We start from the raw sequence: 18,518 nt of genomic DNA, 5'->3' as shown, positions 1-18,518 counted from the left end.
ATGCTCGGGAAACTCACCCTCGAGGCCATTCCGTACCATGAACCTATCGTCATGGTTACGCTGGCCGCCGTGTGCCTGGGAGGCCTAGCGGTCTTCGGCGCCATCACCTACTTCAAGAAGTGGAAGTATCTCTGGACGGAGTGGCTCACCTCCGTCGACCACAAGCGCATCGGCGTGATGTACATCATCGTCGCGCTGATCATGCTGCTGCGCGGCTTTGCCGACGCCATCATGATGCGTACCCAGCTGGCCGTCGCGTCAGCCGATTCGGCGGGCTTTTTGCCGCCGCACCACTACGACCAGATCTTCACCGCCCACGGCGTCATCATGATTTTCTTCATGGCGATGCCCTTCATCACCGGGCTGATGAACATCGTCGTGCCGCTGCAGATCGGCGCCCGCGACGTGGCCTACCCGTTCCTGAACTCGCTGAGCTTCTGGCTGTTCGGCGCCGGCGTCGTGCTGATGATGCTGTCGCTGTTCGTGGGCGAATTCGCCGCGACCGGCTGGCTGGCGTATCCGCCGTTGTCCGGGCTGGACTACAGTCCAAGCGTGGGGGTGGATTACTACCTCTGGGCGCTGCAGATCTCCGGGCTGGGCACCACGCTTAGCGGCATCAACTTCATCGTCACCATCCTGCGCATGCGCGCGCCTGGCATGACCCTGATGAAGATGCCGATCTTCACCTGGACCTCGCTGGTCACCAACGTCCTGATCGTCGCCGCCTTCCCCGTGCTGGCCGCGACCCTGGCGCTGCTGACGATGGACCGCTACCTGGGCACGCACTTCTTCACGAACGACGGTGGCGGCAACGTCATGATGTACGTGAACCTGATCTGGATCTGGGGCCACCCCGAGGTCTACATCCTGGTGCTGCCTGCCTTCGGCGTGTATTCGGAAATCGTTGCCACGTTCGCCCGCAAGACCCTGTTCGGCTACAAGTCCATGGTCTACGCCACCGCGTCCATCGGCGTGATGTCGTTCCTGGTCTGGCTGCACCACTTCTTCACCATGGGTGCGGGGGCCAACGTCAACGCGTTCTTCGGCATCGCGACAATGATCATCTCGATCCCGACCGGGGCCAAGATTTTCAACTGGCTGTTCACCATCTACCGCGGCCGCCTGCGCATCACGACGCCGGTGCTGTGGACGCTGGGCTTCATGATCGTGTTCGTCATCGGCGGCATGACCGGCGTGATGCTGGCCATCCCGGGCGTGTCGTTCATCCTGCACAACAGCCTGTTCCTGATCGCGCACTTCCACAACACCATCATCGGTGGCGTGGTGTTCGGCTGCATCGCCGGCATGATCTACTGGTTCCCGAAGGCGTTCGGCTTCACGCTGAACGAGCGTCTGGGCCGCTACTCGTTCTACTGCTGGTTCGTCGGCTTCTTCCTGGCCTTCATGCCCCTGTACATCCTGGGCTTCAAGGGCATGACGCGTCGCCTGAACCACTACGACAACCCCGAATGGCAGCCCTACCTGCTGGTCGCGCTGGCTGGCGCCGCGCTGATCATGCTGGGCATCTGGTTCCTGCTGCAACAAGTGTTCGTCTCCGTGCGCCAGCGCAAGCAGAACCAGGACGTTACCGGCGATCCCTGGGATGCCCGCACCCTGGAATGGTCGATCTCGTCGCCCGCGCCTTTCTACAACTTTGCCCACGTTCCTCACGTCGATGAACTGGACCAGTTCTGGGAAGACAAGCAGAGCGGCAAGGCGTACAAGCGCCCGGCCAAGTACGAAGACATCCACATGCCGAAGAACACCGCCGCTGGCGTCTGGATCGGCGCCTTTGGCCTGGTCATGTGCTTTGCGCTGATCTGGCACATCTGGTGGATGGCTATCGTCGGTTTCGTCGGCATGGTCGGTTCGTTCATCGCTCGCGCCTATGACCGCGACGTCGATTACTGGGTCCCGGCCGCGGAAGTCGAACGCATCGAAAACGCCCACTTTGAAAAAATGCAGAAGGCCGCCTGAGCCATGATTCAAGCCGTAGCCACTCACCCCCACGCGGGTCACGACGATCACGCGCATCACGACGATGGATCCAAGACCGTTTTCGGTTTCTGGGTCTATCTGATGAGCGACCTGCTGATCTTCTCGGTGCTGTTCGCCACGTTCGCGGTGTTGTCCAACGCCACCGCGGGCGGCCCGTCCGGCAAGGAACTGTTCGACCTGAAATTCGTGCTGGTCGAAACGCTGTTGCTGCTGGTGTCCAGCTTCACCTTCGGCATGGCCAACCTGAACGTGCACGCCGACAACAAGAGCCGCGCCATGGGCTGGCTCATGGTGACGTTCCTGTTCGGCGCGGGCTTCATCGCGATGGAAATCTATGAATTCCATCACCTGATCAGCATCGGCGCAGGGCCCGGCCGCAGCGCCTACCTGTCGGCGTTCTTCACGCTGATCGGTACGCACGGCCTGCACGTCACCTTCGGCCTGATCTGGATCATCGTCATGCTCGACATGATCCGCCGCCATGGCCTGGACTCGATCAACAAGCGTCGTCTGGCGTGCCTGAGCCTGTTCTGGCACTTCCTGGACATCGTCTGGATCTGCGTCTTTACCTTTGTCTACCTTCTGGGAGCCCTCTGATGTCGCACTCCGCTGCGGCCGCACACGGCCACGACGATCACGCCGCCGACCACGGCAGCCTGAAGTCCTACATCACCGGTTTCGTGCTCTCGCTGCTGCTCACCTTCGGCTCGTTCGGCCTGGTGATGCACGGCGCGCTGTCCCATACCGTCACGATCATCGGCGTGGTGGCGCTGTGCGTGCTCCAGCTGCTGGTTCAGCTGGTGTACTTCCTGCACATGGGCGCCTCGAAATCGGCCCGTGACAACCTGGCCACGTTTGTCTTCACCGTGATGATCATCGCCATCATCGTCGGTGGATCGGCCTGGGTGCTGTACAACATGAACGTCAACATGGGTCACGCCATGTAAGGACGGCCCGCCGTTCTGGCAGGTAAACAGGCGCCTTCGGGCGCCTGTTTTTTTTGGACCGGCCTAGCGCGTGGAACCGGCGGCGGGCAGGCTTGCATTGGCGCGCTGCGCCAGTTCGGCCGCCGTCACGCCCTCGAAAGCCGGCACACGCGAGGCCTGGTTCAGGTCGCAACCCGCGGCGCCGCCGGCCGCATCCAGCACCTGCCTGACCGCGCGCCCGCCCAGCGGGCTCACCGGTCCGTTGTTGCCCAACTGCCAGGCCAGGACATCGGCCACGGCCTGGCCGCATCGCGCGGGCGTGCGCGGCGCGCCGCCGTGCTCGAGCAGCAGGCGCACCTTGGCCTCCCTGCCCTGGTCCAGCATCGTGACCAGCGGCAGCACGCCGGGGGCCGACACCCCTTCGATGCGGTTGTCCGGATCGCTGCGGTCCGTGGCGTCCGCGCCGGCCTTCAGCCACGCCTCATACAGATCGTCGGGCAGCCACGGCAGGCTCAGGGGCGCGATACGGCCGCGCTGCCACCCCGTCGCGTCCCCGGCCGCCGTCAGCGGCACGCCGGCGGCGACCAGCCGTTCGGCGGTCGCGCGCAGCCGGGCGCGCTGGCCGTCCCAGGCCGGGCCGTTGCCGCGGGCCGCCGCCCGTTGTTCCACCTGGTTCCACACCGCCAGCAGACTGGACAGCGGCTCCGGCGAGAGCGGCGCGTGCGGCGCGCGCGCCGCCTGCGCCAACTGGTCCACCAGCCCGGGCTGCAGATAGCGGGCCGCCAGCGTCAGCGCCTCGTTCAAGCCGTTGCGGTCGGGCGCTTCCTTGCTCTTGCCGTAGCCGCCCACCGCCGGATCCGCGCCATGGGCAAGCGCAAACGCCACGCGCTCGGGAATCGCGTACGTCGCCGTCGGCGTCAGCTCGCCGCTCAGCGATTCGCGCAACGCCTCCAGCAGCGGCGTTTCCCACATGGGACTGCTGCCGTAATACATGCGGATGTAGGCGGCATTGATGTCCGCGCCCTTGGCCAGCAGCTTTTCGGCAAACCAGAATTTCTTCGGGCTCTGCAGCGCCGCATGCAGCAGCGACCGCCCGTTCTTGTCCCGCAGATTCGGATTGGCGCCCTTTTCCAGCAGGTAGACCAGGTTGTCCTTGTCATCGCCGTAGTAGGAAAGGCGGCGCATCAGCAGCGACGTGCCGCCCGCGTCCACGGCATCCACCGGCGCGCCCGCCGCGATCAGCAGGTCGGCCAGCGCGTAGCGCTGCGCCGCCGGACGCGTGTCATTGGCCTGCGGCAACGCGCCGGCCAGCAGCGGGTAGCCGTTGTTCGGGCCATCGGCCCGGGCGCCCGCGTCCAGCAAGGCCTGCACGATCTCGATCTGCTTGCGCGCCACGGCGGCCGCCAGCGCGGAGGTGCCATTTTCATTCACCCCGTCGGGGTCCTGCCCCGCTGCCAGCTCGGCGCGCACTGCCTCCAGGTCGTCCGCCTGGATCGCCTTGAAAATCGCCAGCCGCGGCCGGCAGGCGGCCGGGTCCAGGGCGTTCGCGCCCAGCGCCGCGCCGATGCGGGTCGCGATGGCGCCGGGAATCGCCTGATTCGCGGCAAGGCGGCGCGAGCAATACAGCCGGTAGTCTTCGCGCGCCAGCGCCTCGTAATACGCGCGCTGGTCGCGGGATTTTTCGCGCTGCGCCCAGCGGGCGTCGGCGCGGTTCAGATAGGCCGCCGTGCGCGACGGATCGCGCCGCAGCACGTCGGTCAGGATGCGCTCGGCCTGCGCCGTATCGCCCGCTTCGGCCAGCCAGAAGCCGTAGTCGTTCAAGGCCGTCAACATCTCCCCGTCTTTGCCGCCGGGATCGATCTCGCGGTAATCCTGCGTCATCACGAAACGGCGCAGGTCCGCCAGCGCGCGATTGAACTCCGCCGTCTTCGCCCGCGGAATGGCGCGCGCCACCTGATGCAGGGTGCGGAACGTGGCCGTCGCGTCCACCGTCGCCCGATGCTCGAACCGCACCTGCGCGGGAAAAGGGTTGAGCCGCAGCGGATAGTCGGTCAGGGCCGCCCGCAAACTCACCAGGGCCTGCGCACGGCGCGCCTCGTCCCAGGGCCGGCCGCTCGTGACAACCGCCAGTTGCGTGTCCGCCGTCACCGAGGCGGCCTCGCCCTCGCCGTCCACCAGGAACCCCCTGGCCTGTCCGGCGCCAGCGCCGTTGTCGGCATAGCCGACCCAGTAAAAGCTTTCCCCGCCGCGCGGAGTCCGGACCTCCACATTCTCCTCGCGCGACGCCTGCCACGCTTCCGGATCGATCACCAGCGGCTGCGACCGAAAGTCCAGCCGGAAATACTTGCCGCCCTCACGCAGATACCGATACAGGTACAGACGGTTCTCCATCTGGCCGACGAGCACGGCGTCCTTGACGTTCTCCGTGCCCCAGGCGCGGCGCTCCGGTTCGCGCAGCGGATACCGCGAAAGCCGGACGGACTCGATGACCGCCCCGATGTCATAGGCCAAGGCCGGCGGCGGCGACGCCGCCATGCCGGCCAGCGCCAGCGCGACGGCGCTGAACAGACGGGTAACTGCGGGAGGGAATGGGCGCGGCATGCGTAAGGCCAGTCGGCAAGAAAGTAGGGACGCCGATGATACCCGCCCGGTCCGACACCTTCGGGTATGTCCCGACCCGGTTTCCATGGCATATGGCACGAACTCGCCGATCTTTCGTTATATATTCGCCCCTACACCGTTTCATTAACAGATTAATTAACCCGCTATCGCTGCAGACCACCATGGACGCCATGCCCGTGCCGACCTCCCACCCCGCCCCCAGCCTCGCTGACCGGGCCCAGCGGCTGTCGCGCGCCCTGCTGCGTCACGCGCCGCCCGTTCATCCGGATGCCGGTTTCTTCGCCGCGGTCATCGGCACCAGCCTCGCTCAACGGAACCTGGCGCGCAGCGGCCTGGCGCCCGCCGAACTGCACGACCTGATCGACCACCTGTTCCCGGGCGCCTTGTCCGGCCACGACACCGCGCTGTCCGCGCTTCGCGACCAATTGCCCGAGTACGACCGCGTCGGGGCAAGCGATCCGCAACCGGGCTTCACGCTGTTGATGCGCGTCCTGTTCGACGCCTACCGCGCGCCGGGCCCGGACACCACGCAATGGGTCAGCAGCATCCTCGCGCTCGCCTGCCTGCGTCCCGACCACTTGTGGCGCGACCTGGGCCTGTCCGGACGCGAAGACGTCACCGCGCTGCTTGCCCGGCACTATCCCGGGCTGGTGAGCCGCAACGTCGACAACCTGCGCTGGAAGAAATTCCTCGCGTACGCCGCCTGCGAACATGCCGGCCTGCCGTTGACGGCAGCGCCCGGCTGTGGCGGCTGCGAGGATGAGACGTTCTGCTATTCCGTGGCGGCCTAGGGGCTCGGCCAGGCCGGGTTGGTTTTCCGGTCAGGCGCCGTTGACGTGACTTTCCACGGACCGGGCCAGATTTGACCCGCCCGGGCCAAAAATGGCCCGTTCAGAGTGCTTAGTTATCAAGGGCTTATGCCGCAGCGAGTCAAATTTGGCCCGATTTCTCGGTCAAAACCCGGGTCTGCGTGACGCTGCCCCTGCGGCCTGTCTTATGGCATTCCGCCAAATTCCTCGTAGCCCGTTGATTCTTCACAGGTTTCTCCCGCGCTGACCCACCTGGCACGGATTTCGCATATGTCGCCGCATCCCACCTTCGGGATGCTTCGGCCCCACCGGGCCTCACGACGACAAGGGATCCGTCAATGCCTACTCCCGCCTACATCAGCATCACCGGCAAAACCCAGGGCAACATCACCCAGGGCGCCGTCAAGGTGGCCATGGCGTATCGCAAGATCACCTGGACCCGCGCGATCGCGGGCACGGAAGCCTCGGACGACCAGCGCAAGCCGCTGGAGAGCTGAGCGGGATGAGCCGGGACGGTTCGCCGCTCCCGGCTCACCCGAGTTCATCTGGCCGTTTGGGTCTATTCCCAAGCCCCCCCGCGTTTCCTTTCCACCCCCCATCCCTACAGGAGCCTCCCCCATGCAACCCGTCGTCCTGGTCGGCCATCGTCACACCTGTCCCACACACGGCCCCGGCACCGTAATCACCGGCGCCGAACATGCCCACGTCAACGGCCGCCCCATTGCGCGCGTCGGCGACAAGATCAGTTGTGGCGCGGTGATCGTCACCGGGTCCTCGACGGCCACGCTGGAAGGCCGGGCCGTGGCGCGGCAGGGCGATACCACCAGCCACGGTGGCGTGTTGATCGAAGGAGAGGCGGGTTGGCTGGTGGATTGAGCGTGCAGCGCCGATGACGCGTCAAACCGCCGCGCAACGCGCTCCCCCGCGTCAGAACCGATACGTCGCCCCCACCCCCACCCCCGCATTGCGCCCCGGCGCCGGTTCGTAATAGCGGCCGTTGGCTTCATTGACGATGACGGAGCCGGCATAGTCGCGGTCGAAGAGGTTGTCGACGCGGGCATAGGCATTGAGCGTCCACGGGCCGATGCGCTTGGCGTAGCCGACGCTGGCCGCCGCCACGAAGTAGCCGGGCGCGTCCGCGTCGTTGGCGTCGTTGACGTAGATCTTGCTCAGGTAGCGGCCTTCGACCGAGGCCTGCCAGCCCTCGGGTGGGGCCCAGGCAAGCGACGCGTAGGCGGCCTGGCGGGCGATGCCGGGGATCTTGTTGCCGTCGCGGATGTCGCCGCCGCTGTCATCGGCGTAGCGCGCGTTGAGCAGGGTATAGGCGATCTGCGTGCGCCAATGCCGTCCGAACTCGCCGGACCAGCTCAGTTCCAGGCCGTCGCGTCGGGTGCGGCCGGCGTTCTGGTAGCTGGTGCGTCCGCCGAAGCTGCCGGCGGACACGATCTCGTCGTCGGTGCGGGTGTGGAACACCGCGGCCGTCAGCAGGCCGCCCGCCGTGCGCGCCTTGATGCCGGCCTCCAGGTTGGTGCTCACGGCGGGCATCAGGCCGAAGTTCAGCCCCGGCTCGCCGCCGGGCCGGTAGGAGATCTCGTTCAGGGTGGGCGTTTCGAAGCCGCGGCCATACGATGTGTAGACGCTGACGTCGTCGTTGACGGCGTAGCGCAGCGCGGCGACGGGCAGCGCCTTGCGGTAACGCGCGCTGCCGCTGTCGTCGGCGTTGCCGGCGGCGATGTAGTGGTCGTCGGAGTCGAAGCGGACCGTGCTGTAGCGCAGGCCGGCATCCAGCGTCCAGCGCTCGGCGAAGTTCCAGGAGGCTTGGGCGTAGGGATCGGCGTTGTAGACGCGGTTGGTCTCGTCACGGCGCAGCATGCCTCGCACGCCCAGTTGCTGGCCAGGCCCCGAGCCGATGAAGTTCTGATAGCCCTTGCGGTCCTCGCGCATCGCGTCGTAGGAAAAGCCGCCGATCAGGGTCAGCGGACGGCCGGCCAGGTCCAGTTCGGAGGTCCAGCGCACGTCCGCCCCGCCGTACTGGCGTTTCAGGTCGATGACACCGCCGGCCTGCGTGGGCGGGCGCTGCACGGCGGGCGGGATCGACTGGTATTGCGCCGTGTCGCGCTGGCCGTAATAAAGCATCACGCGCAGCGCGTTGCGGCCATCCACCTGGTTGTCGAAGACCAGGCCGCCCTGCGTCTGCTTGACGGTCTTGCGCGTGTTGTACTGCTCGGCGATGGGCGCGCTGCGCGGGTCGTCCTGGAATTGCTGGTAGGTCAGGCCAAGCGGATCCTGCGCCGTCAGGTCGACGCTGTTGACGATGAGGGTCAGGCGGCTGTCGTCGTTGAGCTGCAGCCCCAGCTTTGCGTTGCCCAGGTTCTTGCGGGCGGCGCTGTGGTCGCGGTAGCCCTCGGTGGTGAAGCGCGAAAGGTCCAGGACGTAATCCAGTTGACCGGCGCCCGTGCCCGCGACGCCGCTCGCCAGGGCGCCATAGCGCCACGTGCCGTAGCTGCCGCCCCAGCCGCTGGCCGTGAGTTCGGGCGGATCGGCGCCGTCCTGCGTGAAGACCTGGATGACGCCGCCGGACGAATTGCCATACAGCGCCGAAAACGGCCCGCGCAAGACCTCGACCCGGTCGATGGAGCCGATGTCGATGTTGGACGTCTGGCCCTGTCCGTCGGGCATCGTCGCGGGAATGCCGTCCACATACAGGCGCACGCCGCGCACGCCGAAGGTGGATCGCGCGCCGAAGCCGCGGCTTGAGATCTGCAGGTCCTGCGCGTAGTTCTGGCGATTCTGGATCTGCAGGCCCGGCACGCCCGCCAAGCCTTCCGACAGGTTGATGCCCGGCTGCTGCCAGAGCATGGCGCGGCCTTGGACAATGTCCACCGACGCCGGCGTGTCCAGCACGGCCGTGCCCAGCCGCGTGCCGGTGACGACGACCGGGGTGAGCGTCTGCGCCTGCGACTGCGCTTGCGCGAAAGCGGGTGCGGCCGGCGCCAGCGCCAGGATCGTGCTGGCCGTCCACCGCCAAGGTCCACCGTCCCGCCATTGCCGCTGCGCCAAACTTCTCTCCTGTGCTGGAGCGGGAATAGGTTCTAATACCCGCCATGGAAAATTCGCAAGACATCGAACGCCGGCTGCTGGACCTGGAGGTCAAGGCGAGCTTCGCGGACGATCTGCTGGAACAGTTGAACCAGATCGTCGTCCGCCAGCAACAGCAGATCGACCGGCTCATGCGCGAGGTCGCCGACCTGCGCCAGCAGGCGCCCGAGGGCGCCGCCCCCTTCCGCAGCCTGCGCGACGAACTGCCGCCGCACTACTGAGCTGCGCGGCATACGGGGTGGCGCGATAGCGTCGCCGTGCCGCCGCCAGGGTGCCCGCCGCCCGCCATGCGCCTGCCATCGGCGCCGCGCGTCCTCAGCGTACTTCGTGCCCGCCCCTGCCGCAGGGGCCGGCGCCGCACGCCTTGACGTAGCGAGGGCTGCCGAGCGCCGGACGCAAGACAGTCCCGCCTTGCACGGCGCGGCACCCATCCCTCCCACAGCCTGTGCCGCCACGATGCCAGATCGTCGCATGCTTGGCCGCGGACGGGAAAATCGGGGACCGCGCAATGGCTGAGATTTCCATAGGTGGTGAGCTAAGTGGCTTCGTGCAGCCATTTTTCCATTTATGGAAATTTCTTTTACACATACCCGGGTTAATACCTACGTCAAATCGGCGCAAGATGCAGGCATCGGGACACAGCAACGAACCACGACGGAAAGGCCGCCGGATTCGCTCCCAGGCTCTAGAAATCGGAGGTTTACCATGAAGACCCTTGCTACCGCTTTGATGTTCTCCCTGGCCGCGCTGAGCGCCGGCGCCCAGGCCTCGTCCAACGTCGAGCCCAACAACGTTCCCTTCCAGGGCGTCTACGGGACCCCGTACGAAGGCCCCACCCGCGCCCAGGTGCAAGCCGAATTGGCCGCCGCGAAGGCCGCCGCCAAGGCCGCGGGCGTGGACACCAGCGTCGAACCGAACAACGTGCCCTTCCAGGGGGTTTATGGCACGCCGCACACCGGCAAGACCCGCGCCGAGGTCAAGGCCGAACTGGCCGCCGCAAAGGCCGCCGGCCAGGTGTCGAACGTCGAACCCAATGACATGCCGTTTGCCGGCGTCTATCACGGCAACTGAGCCGCACGCAGATTTACCCTCCCCTTGTTGACCCTTGGGCCGCCCGGTTGGGCGGCCTTTTTTGTCGTACTATCGGCTCAGATTCACGGCGCAGACTTGCTTACCGCCACATTGGCTGTTCACAACAGGGAGCCCCATCTTGAAATATCCCCGCGTTCTTGCCGCGTTGCTTCTGTCCGGCGGCATGGCGTCGGCGGCATTTGCCGCCCCGCCCGTCATGCTCAACGACGCCCTCATCACGCAGATATCCAAGGCCGACCGCGCTTCCTTCCACGAAGCCGTGGCGCAGGCGCTGAACAGCTCGGCGGACGGCCAAAGCACCGAATGGACCAGCACCACCCAGCGCAAGCGGGCGGCGCCGATCACCGTGCAGTTGACGCCCAAACAGACCACCAAAACCGGAAACGACCGCGTCTGCCGCTTCCTGGTCGGCAATTTTGCGCGGACGACCACCACGGAAACGTGGCAGTTCTGGTTCTGCAAGCAGCCCGACGGCACCTGGAAAGCCAGCGCCAACTGACACCTTCCCCGCAAGACACTGCGCGCCGCCGCCATGAGGCTCGGCGCGCGTTCCGCGCTGCTGACGATTCCTGCGGCCACGTCGAGGAACAGCTGCCACCGGCCTGCCGCCACCTCGCAAACCTGGCCCGAAGCGGCGGACCGGGCCAGATTTGACCCGCCCGGGCCAAAAATGGCCCGCTCAGAGTGCTTAGTTATCAAAGACTTAGGCCGAAGCGAGTCAAATTTGACCCGATTTCTCGGTCAAAACCCGGGTTTGCGTGGCGTTGCCCTTGCGGCCTGTCTTATGGCATCCCGCCAAATTTCTCGTAGCCCTTTGATTCTTCACAGGTTTCTCCCGCGCTGACCCACCTGGCACGGATTTCGCATATGTCGCTGCATCCCACCTTCGGGATGCTTCGGCCCCACCGGGCCTCACGACGACAAGGAATCCGTCAATGCCTACTCCCGCCTATATCAGCATCACCGGCAAGACCCAGGGCAACATCACCCAGGGCGCCTTCACCGCCGACTCGGTCGGCAACGTCTACGTGGAAGGCCACGAAGACCAGATCCTGGTCCAAGAGATCGAGCACCGCGTCAACACCCCGACCGATCCGCAAAGCGGCCAGCCTTCGGGCCAGCGCGTGCACAAGCCGTTCATCTTCACCAGCGCGCTGAACAAGGCCACGCCGCTCATGTACCAGGCCCTGGCCGCCGGCGAAATGCTGCCCAAGGTCGAAGTGAAGTGGTACCGCACGTCGATCGATGGCAAGCAGGAACACTTCTTCACGACTGAACTGGAAGACGCCACGATCGTGGACATCACCAGCGTGCTGCCGCACGCGCAGGATCCGGGCAACGCCGATTACACGCAGTTGATCAAGGTGGCCATGGCGTATCGCAAGATCACCTGGACCCACGCGATCGCGGGCACGGAAGCCTCGGACGACTGGCGCAAGCCGCTGGAGAGCTGATCGGGGTGAGCCAGATGAGCCGGCCCGATTCGTCGCGCGCCGGCTCCTCCTGCCTCATTGCTCAATCCGGCCCTCGGCGTCGCCGCCAGCGGTGATTCCGTCTTCTTCTTGACCATCGGCAGCCGCAACGATTGCTCGCAACGTTGCGGCTGCGCAGGATACCGAGATGACCCGTTTATCCGATCTGCGATTCACGTTCTCGCCGGCGGCCGCCGGTGTGGACTTCGACGTCATCGAGTTCACGCTGGATGAAGCCTTGTCCGAGACCTTTGTGCTGCGCGTGGCGTTGTCCAGCTTCGATGCGGCCGTGGACTTTGGCGTGCTGCTGGACCAGCCTGCGCTATTCACGATCTGGCTAGGCGAAACGGCTGTGCGCCACGTGCACGGCATCGTCACGGGGTTTGAACAAGGCGACACCGGTTTCCGGCGCACCCGCTACCGCGCCGTGGTGGAACCGGCGCTGGCGCGCGCGTCGCTGTGCTCCGACTGGCGCATCTTCCAGCAGCAATCGGTGCCGGAGATCCTGGATCAGGTCATCAAGTCCCATGGCATCACGGACTATGAACAGTTCACGACCCACGAACACCTGCCGCGCGAATACTGTGTCCAAGCCGGCGACACGGACCTGCAATTCCTTGACCGGCTCGCGGGCGAGGAAGGATTCTTCTACCGCTTCGAACACACCGACAAGGGCCACCGCCTGATCCACGGTGATCGCATCTACGTCCATGGCGCGATCGATGGCGGCCCGGTCATCTACAACCCCACACCCGGCGGCGATCAACCCGAACCGGCCCTGCGCCGCTTCACGTACGCCGAACACGTGCGCACCGCGCGCCAGACGCAGCGCGACTACACCTACACCCACCCACAGTACGACCAGGAGCATTCTGCGTTGGCGCGCGAACTGGACCACCAGGACGCTCGCTACGAACGCTACGACTACCCCGGCCGCTACAAGCGGGACGAAGCCGGCAAGCCCTTCACCCACAGCCGCCTCCTCGGCCTGCGGCGCGACGCCCGCATGGCCCGTGTCGAAGGCGACGACGCGCGCCTCATCCCCGGCGTGGCCTTCGACCTGACCGGCCACCCGCGCGAAGACTGGAACCACGGCTGGCGCCCGGTGCGGATGCAACACCACGGCATCCAGCACACCAGCCAACAGGAAGACGGCGCCGACGCCGCGCAAGGCACCCAATACCGCTACACCGCCGACATCGTGCCGGACAAGGTGGACTGGAAGCCGGAACCGGCCCTTAAGCCCCGCATTGACGGCCCGCAGATCGCCTCGGTCGTCGGGCCCGCCAACGAAGAGATCTACTGCGATGCATACGGCCGCGTGAAGGTCCAGTTCCCCTGGGACCGATTGGGCCGCAATGACGAACACAGCTCCTGCTGGATCCGCGTCTCGCAGAACTGGGCGGGCGCGGCGTGGGGCCACATGGCCATTCCGCGCATCGGCCAGGAAGTGATCGTCGACTTCCTGGACGGCGATTGCGATCAGCCCATCATCACCGGACGCACTTATCGCGCGATCAACCTGCCGCCCTACGAATTGCCGCTGCACAAGACGCGGATGACGATCAAGAGCAAGTCGCACAAGGGCGATGGCTACAACGAGCTGCGCTTCGAGGATGAACGGGATCGGGAAGAAATCTACGTCCACGCGCAGAAGGACCAGAACATCCACGTCAACCACAACGAATCCACCTTCATCGGCAATGACCGCAGCGAACAGGTCCAGCACGACGAGACCATCGCCATCGGCCACGACCGCAAGGAAACGGTGGGCAATGACGAACAGGTCATTGTCGGGCAGGACCGCCGGCAGGACATCGGCCGCGACGACCTCCTCAGCATCGGACGCAACCACGGCATCACCATCGCCAAAGACCGTATCGAGGCCGTGGGCAACAACCGCCAGGACCGGACCACCGCCAACCATCATGTGGAGATCGGCGGGCACCTTGAACAGAAGGTTCAGGGCCATGCCGACATTCAGGTCGGCCAGCGCATCACGCATCGCACCCAGGACTACGAAATTCTCGCCGCAAACAGTCTGACCATCAGGGCGCCGGGTGGAACGCTGCGCATCGACGGGACAGGCATCACGCTCGATGGCATCGCCATACAGATGAAGGGCCCGCTGGCGACCGCAGCGCAAGGCAACGCCAATTCCATTTCCCACAGCGGCGTCCCGGACTTGGGCGAACCCGTCTGCCTGGGCTGCCTGCTCAAGGCGATTGCGCAAGGCCGTAGTCTCATCCGACTGGAAGGAGCGCACGCATGATCACTGCGTTTGCACAGGAGTTGATCGATGCGTTGCGCAAGTCGTCGTCCCATCGCCTGACCGCCATCGTGGAGATGGCGCGGATGCCGGCGCCGGCGCGCCAGCCCTTTTTGGACAGACATGCGCCGAACGCGTGGCCGCTGCTGAACCAGCAGCGGTTTTCCAATCTTCGCGACGTGGGTCCGTGGCTGGTTGCGGCCGCGCCGGGGTCAGACCTCCAGGGGCAATACGACTTTCATCGCGCCTTGACCGATGCGACCAGCGATGCGCTCTGCGGCTGGCTGATCAGCGCCTTGCCGCCCTCGGCGCTTGCCGGGCATCTTGCTCAAGCGACGACCGCCCAAGCCCCCGACGGCCACTCTTACATGCTGCGCTTTCATACCGAGCTGGCGTTTCCCATCCTTCATGCGCGGCGCGACCTGCCGGGTATCGGCCAGTTGCTTGCGCCAATCCAATCCTGGTGGGTCATCGAACCGCATCCCGAGCGCAAAGCCTGGCGGCATTACGCGGGTTACGACCAGCCCCAGCTCGCCGGCGTCCCGCTCATTCAGCTTGACCAGGCGTGTTGGGACGCGTTGGCCGGCGACCCGCTCAGTTATAGCCTCGCGGAACAGCTCCGTGAACCGCTTGCCGCTTCCGGATTCGCGGAGAACTGCCATGGAACACGGCTTGGCCTGGTCGGCAAGCTTTTGCGCGAGGCCCGCGCAGAAGGATTGCGGCGTCCGGGCGACCTGGCCGACTACGTCACCCTGCTTGCCCTGCACGGACCGACGCTGCGCGGCATGGACGCGTGGCAGGCAGCGCTGACGGAAGCATGCAACGACGGCCTCCCCCTCGCTCAAGCGCTGAAATCGCGCGCGTTCCCAAACCTGTAAAGGAAGAGTCGATATGTACGGCTGGAAAGACACTTTCGATCGATGCGCGGACAACCGTTCGATGCTCGATGCCCTGCTGCAGCCGGGCGCCGAAGTGACCTGCACGCGCACTTTTTCTGTCTTGCCCCTGCGGTTCGGGGCCGTCGGCGGCACCGCCGCCCAGCGCAGCCTGCTGCCGCCCCTGCCCAAGCATCTGCGCAAACCCCATCAGGCCAGCGATCTCCAGGAATCGGGCTATGCGCTACGCACCCTGCGCGCCGGCTTTCTGTATGTGCTGATCAAACGCAAAAGCGTCGGCGTTTATGCCTGGCACAGTCAATACCGCATCACGGAAATCGGCACGCTCAATTACATCGACGCGGACAGTCCTTGGGCAGCGCCCGCGCCGCTCGGCGTGGATAGCAGCGGCATCCACGGACTGACCTGGATGTTCAAGGTCAACGATCTGGATGATATCGACGACTTGCGCCTGCTCTATAGTCCCGCGCCCGTGACCCAGGAGGTGCTGCGCAGCTATCGCATCCTGGCGGTGTACCGCGACACGCTGACCTCGATTGATGTCTCCAAGCTCGCCTCGGCCGATCCGCCCGAGATGGACAACGTGCTGGCGCCGCGCCAGCTTGACGCCGTGGCGGACTTTGCCGCAAACAACCGGCCCGAACTTCGGGATCTGCTCAAGACGCAGGCATTCCCTTTCTTTCCCCCGCCCTACCTGGCCGCCCGCGCCGAAATGTTCCCCGCCGGCGGCCGCAAGGAATACCGTGGCGCGGCGATTGTCGTCGACGATGCGCTCGGCATCACCCAAGAGCTCAATGCCTGGCGCAACGCAAGCACCGAGCCCCTGGAAGCCTTCATGAAGGCCGAAGATGGCGAAAAACTCACCAACCATCGCAAGTTCACCATCGCCTTCGCCATCGAAAACATCAAGAAGACGTTGGCAGACGCGGCGGAGCGCGACTATTACAAGGAAACGCAGAACGTAGGCGTGCGCTATACCGACCGCGAATACGAAATGAGCAACCGCCATGCCGTTGTTCAATCGGCGGGCAACTACACAAACTATCGCAATCCCCAACATCAGCGAGAGGTGCAAGAACGCATCGCCGGCCAGCGGCGCCGGGAAAGCTGGGACAAGTACGCACCGTACATCGACGAAGCCATGCGCCAGGCGTTCCTGGCGGAATATCACCGCATGGTCGATGAGACGGACAAGGCGAAGGACGCCCGGGCCGCGGACCATCTGCAGTGGCTGCAGAGCGAGCAATTCCTCAACGCGCTGGACGCCTTCGACCGCAACAATACCGAGCAGGGATTGCTGTTCGAGGACCAGATGGGCAAGGCCATCGTCGGCATGAACGCGACCGCCGTTGGCGAGGCGCTGCTCGAGCGCTGGCGCGAGGCGGGCATTTCCCGGGAAAACCTGTTCTGGCGGTCGCTTGCGCAGAACCAGGAATCCGCCGAGGACGAGATCGATCGGCTGTTCGCCGAGCGCGGCATGCTAGCGCAGCTCGATGCGCAAGCGCTCCAGGACCGGATCAAGAAGCTGGCCGACATCTTCGACAAGGCCCACGCATTGGTCGATGGATTGGCGCAAAGCGCGACTGCGGGGCCGCCCGCCAGCTACCTCGTCGGATCGGCCCTGGTGGTCAATACGCTGGGCAATACGCTATTCCAGAGCAAGCTCGCCACCGCTGTCGACAAGCCGTCCAATTGGTTGTTGGCCAACGTCCTGCACGCGCGCATGGGACGCTATGCCCGGCATTTCCGTTTGGAAACGCGGGGCGGCAAGGCGTTGGGCCAGGGCACCGTGAGGCGCATGGATCGCTCCGCTGCGAGCAGCTTCGACGATGCCCTGCGCGCCGGCCCAAAGGGACCGATGGCCGAAGTGCGGGTGGGTGGATTGTTGGTGGTGTTGGAGCTGTGGAACCTGACCATTCGCCTCAATGCGGTCGACAAGCGAAGCCGGGAATACGCGGAAATCGCCGCGGCGATGACAGGACTGACAGCAGCAGGGCTGGAGATGGGCGCGGCGGCGGTGGGGCTTGCGGAACGTAGCAGCAATGCAGCCGTCCAGCAGGGCGCGAAGGTGTTCAGGAGTGGGTTGCGACTGACGGGGGGGATATTGGCGGGTGGGGCTACGGCGGTGGGGGCCTGGTATGACTTTCAAGACACATTAGTTGGCTTCAAAGCAGCCAAATACTCCATTTCCGCCTTCTATTTTCTTCGATCGCTTGCCCAAACAGGAGCGGCGGCATTGTCCATTGCGGCAGGCTTCGCGTCTGCAGGCCCCTACATTGATTATCTGATCAAGAGGTACGGCTCCAATGGCCTCTTTGGCCATGCCCTGTCGCAATCGGCCAGAATTTCTTCAACTTTGGCTCTTCGCATGGTCCCCATGCTTCGTATATTTTTCGGCCTCAACATTGTTGTGGTCGCACTTTTGGTCATCGAAATCTTCTTCCTCCCCAATGCCCTCGAGCGGTATCTGGACCACTGCACTTTTCGTAAGGATCGCAGCAACGGGGTAACCGATTCTGAAGAGAAGGAAGTTGAAATCATGCAACGCGCCGTGGGGAGCGAACTCTGATGTACTTGATTGAATGGGCGTTCCAGTTGTCGAAACAACAGATGTCCTACGAGGAGTGCCGAAAAGACGTCGAGAAACGGACGCGCAAACCGGGGCAGCCTGAACTTAATGCACCTGACGGTATTGGCGAGTCAGTTTCAGAATCTGTCTACGACAATGAATCGATTTATGCCCACAACGACGCCTTCATTGATGTCAGAACGTTCAATGATGAAAAGCGCGGGGTGATAACAATTTTCTTGGGTTGGATTGGGATTTTCCTCTTTTATATGCTAGCCGAACTAGGAAACATTTCTGCCAGAAGAATAATTAGCGGCAAAGGTCCCGACGGCCAACCGGTCTTGTCATCTGACTACTTCTTCCTGATATTTATGCCACTGCTCTGCGTAGGGGCAATCTACATATACTTCAAGTACGCGTTCCCATACCTGCGCTTAGAAAGTTTTACCGCCCGTCGCCTGATCGTCCGATTCAACAGAGTCACCCGCAAAGTCTATCTGTTACGCCCCGATGATCTGGGAGGCATTCGGATACTGAACTGGGAAAAGACGCAGCCCGTCATTGATAAGAACATGACTGAACTGGACGGGACAGGCGGCTTTATCTTGCTGGCCTGGGATAGGGGCGACGGCGTGGATCTTGAGGGCACCCTCACCGACAACATCGAGCTCGCCTTCGTCGGCAAGCCCACCCGCAACGCCAGCGAGCTGCTGGCCTTCTGGGAATACATCCGCCGCTACATGGAAGAAGGGCCCGACGCCGCTCC

General features: G+C 64.6%; 16 protein-coding genes. 14 read left to right on the top strand and 2 right to left on the bottom strand.

The window, feature by feature from the left end:
• Genes cyoB through cyoD form a run of 3 tightly spaced genes read left to right on the top strand, consistent with a single transcriptional unit; the run spans position 1 to position 2,945 of the window.
• Complete coding sequence (cyoB, locus tag BMW75_RS26005) at positions 1–1,977, top strand: cytochrome o ubiquinol oxidase subunit I (protein ID WP_092582448.1); 1,977 nt, start codon at positions 1–3, stop codon at positions 1,975–1,977.
• Positions 1,978–1,980: 3 nt separating this feature from the next.
• Positions 1,981–2,595, top strand: a complete 615-nt coding sequence (cyoC, locus tag BMW75_RS26000) for a cytochrome o ubiquinol oxidase subunit III (protein ID WP_092582447.1) — start codon at positions 1,981–1,983, stop codon at positions 2,593–2,595.
• Complete coding sequence (cyoD, locus tag BMW75_RS25995; RefSeq protein WP_076516277.1) at positions 2,595–2,945, top strand: cytochrome o ubiquinol oxidase subunit IV; 351 nt, start codon at positions 2,595–2,597, stop codon at positions 2,943–2,945. Before cyoC ends, cyoD begins: the two co-directional genes overlap by 1 nt.
• Positions 2,946–3,008: 63 nt before the next feature.
• Here cyoD and BMW75_RS25990 read toward each other — a convergent pair whose 3' ends face one another.
• Positions 3,009–5,525 carry an ankyrin repeat domain-containing protein gene (locus BMW75_RS25990; RefSeq protein ID WP_092582446.1) on the bottom strand — a complete coding sequence of 839 codons (2,517 nt, stop codon included), beginning with the start codon at positions 5,523–5,525 and terminating at the stop codon, positions 3,009–3,011.
• 182 nt (positions 5,526–5,707) lie between these two features.
• Between BMW75_RS25990 and BMW75_RS25985 the strand changes: the two genes are divergently transcribed.
• From BMW75_RS25985 to BMW75_RS25980, 3 genes are all read left to right on the top strand, one after another.
• A complete protein-coding gene (locus BMW75_RS25985; protein WP_092582445.1) occupies positions 5,708–6,337 on the top strand; it encodes a nitrogen fixation protein NifQ in 630 nt (209 codons plus the stop codon).
• Positions 6,338–6,693: 356 nt separating this feature from the next.
• Positions 6,694–6,852 (top strand): hypothetical protein, encoded by a 159-nt coding sequence (locus tag BMW75_RS29645; RefSeq protein ID WP_217646972.1) that lies wholly within the window; start codon positions 6,694–6,696, stop codon positions 6,850–6,852.
• A 121-nt stretch (positions 6,853–6,973) separates the two neighbouring features.
• Positions 6,974–7,231 (top strand): PAAR domain-containing protein, encoded by a 258-nt coding sequence (locus BMW75_RS25980; protein ID WP_092582444.1) that lies wholly within the window; start codon positions 6,974–6,976, stop codon positions 7,229–7,231.
• A gap of 51 nt (positions 7,232–7,282) precedes the next feature.
• Here the strand turns inward: BMW75_RS25980 and BMW75_RS25975 are convergent, their stop codons facing one another.
• Positions 7,283–9,361: a TonB-dependent receptor gene (locus BMW75_RS25975; protein ID WP_092582507.1), complete on the bottom strand. Its 2,079-nt coding sequence runs from the start codon at positions 9,359–9,361 to the stop codon at positions 7,283–7,285.
• A 98-nt stretch (positions 9,362–9,459) separates the two neighbouring features.
• Between BMW75_RS25975 and BMW75_RS25970 the strand changes: the two genes are divergently transcribed.
• The 8 genes from BMW75_RS25970 to BMW75_RS25935 form a co-directional block, all read left to right on the top strand.
• Entirely contained in the window at positions 9,460–9,675 is a 216-nt protein-coding gene (locus BMW75_RS25970) for a SlyX family protein (protein ID WP_092582443.1), read from the top strand.
• Positions 9,676–10,159: 484 nt separating this feature from the next.
• On the top strand, positions 10,160–10,525 hold the full coding sequence (locus BMW75_RS25965) for a DUF4148 domain-containing protein (RefSeq protein WP_092582442.1): 366 nt from the start codon (positions 10,160–10,162) through the stop codon (positions 10,523–10,525).
• A 139-nt stretch (positions 10,526–10,664) separates the two neighbouring features.
• Entirely contained in the window at positions 10,665–11,045 is a 381-nt protein-coding gene (locus BMW75_RS25960; RefSeq protein WP_092582441.1) for a hypothetical protein, read from the top strand.
• Positions 11,046–11,481: 436 nt separating this feature from the next.
• Complete coding sequence (locus tag BMW75_RS25955) at positions 11,482–12,000, top strand: Hcp family type VI secretion system effector (RefSeq protein WP_076515977.1); 519 nt, start codon at positions 11,482–11,484, stop codon at positions 11,998–12,000.
• A gap of 166 nt (positions 12,001–12,166) precedes the next feature.
• Complete coding sequence (locus tag BMW75_RS25950; protein WP_092582440.1) at positions 12,167–14,290, top strand: type VI secretion system Vgr family protein; 2,124 nt, start codon at positions 12,167–12,169, stop codon at positions 14,288–14,290.
• Positions 14,287–15,165, top strand: a complete 879-nt coding sequence (locus BMW75_RS25945; RefSeq protein WP_092582439.1) for a DUF4123 domain-containing protein — start codon at positions 14,287–14,289, stop codon at positions 15,163–15,165. Before BMW75_RS25950 ends, BMW75_RS25945 begins: the two co-directional genes overlap by 4 nt.
• A 13-nt stretch (positions 15,166–15,178) precedes the next feature.
• A complete protein-coding gene (locus BMW75_RS25940; RefSeq protein WP_092582438.1) occupies positions 15,179–17,752 on the top strand; it encodes a T6SS effector BTH_I2691 family protein in 2,574 nt (857 codons plus the stop codon).
• Positions 17,752–18,518 (top strand): DUF6708 domain-containing protein (locus BMW75_RS25935; protein WP_092582437.1); only part of this gene is annotated, 767 nt, incomplete at its 3' end. The genes BMW75_RS25940 and BMW75_RS25935, both read left to right, overlap by 1 nt.

Source organism: Achromobacter sp. NFACC18-2 (assembly GCF_900108985.1).
Classification (GTDB): domain Bacteria; phylum Pseudomonadota; class Gammaproteobacteria; order Burkholderiales; family Burkholderiaceae_B; genus Achromobacter.
The sequence above is the reverse complement of the archived record's forward strand: the minus strand, read 5'-3'. Positions and strand labels throughout refer to the sequence as shown.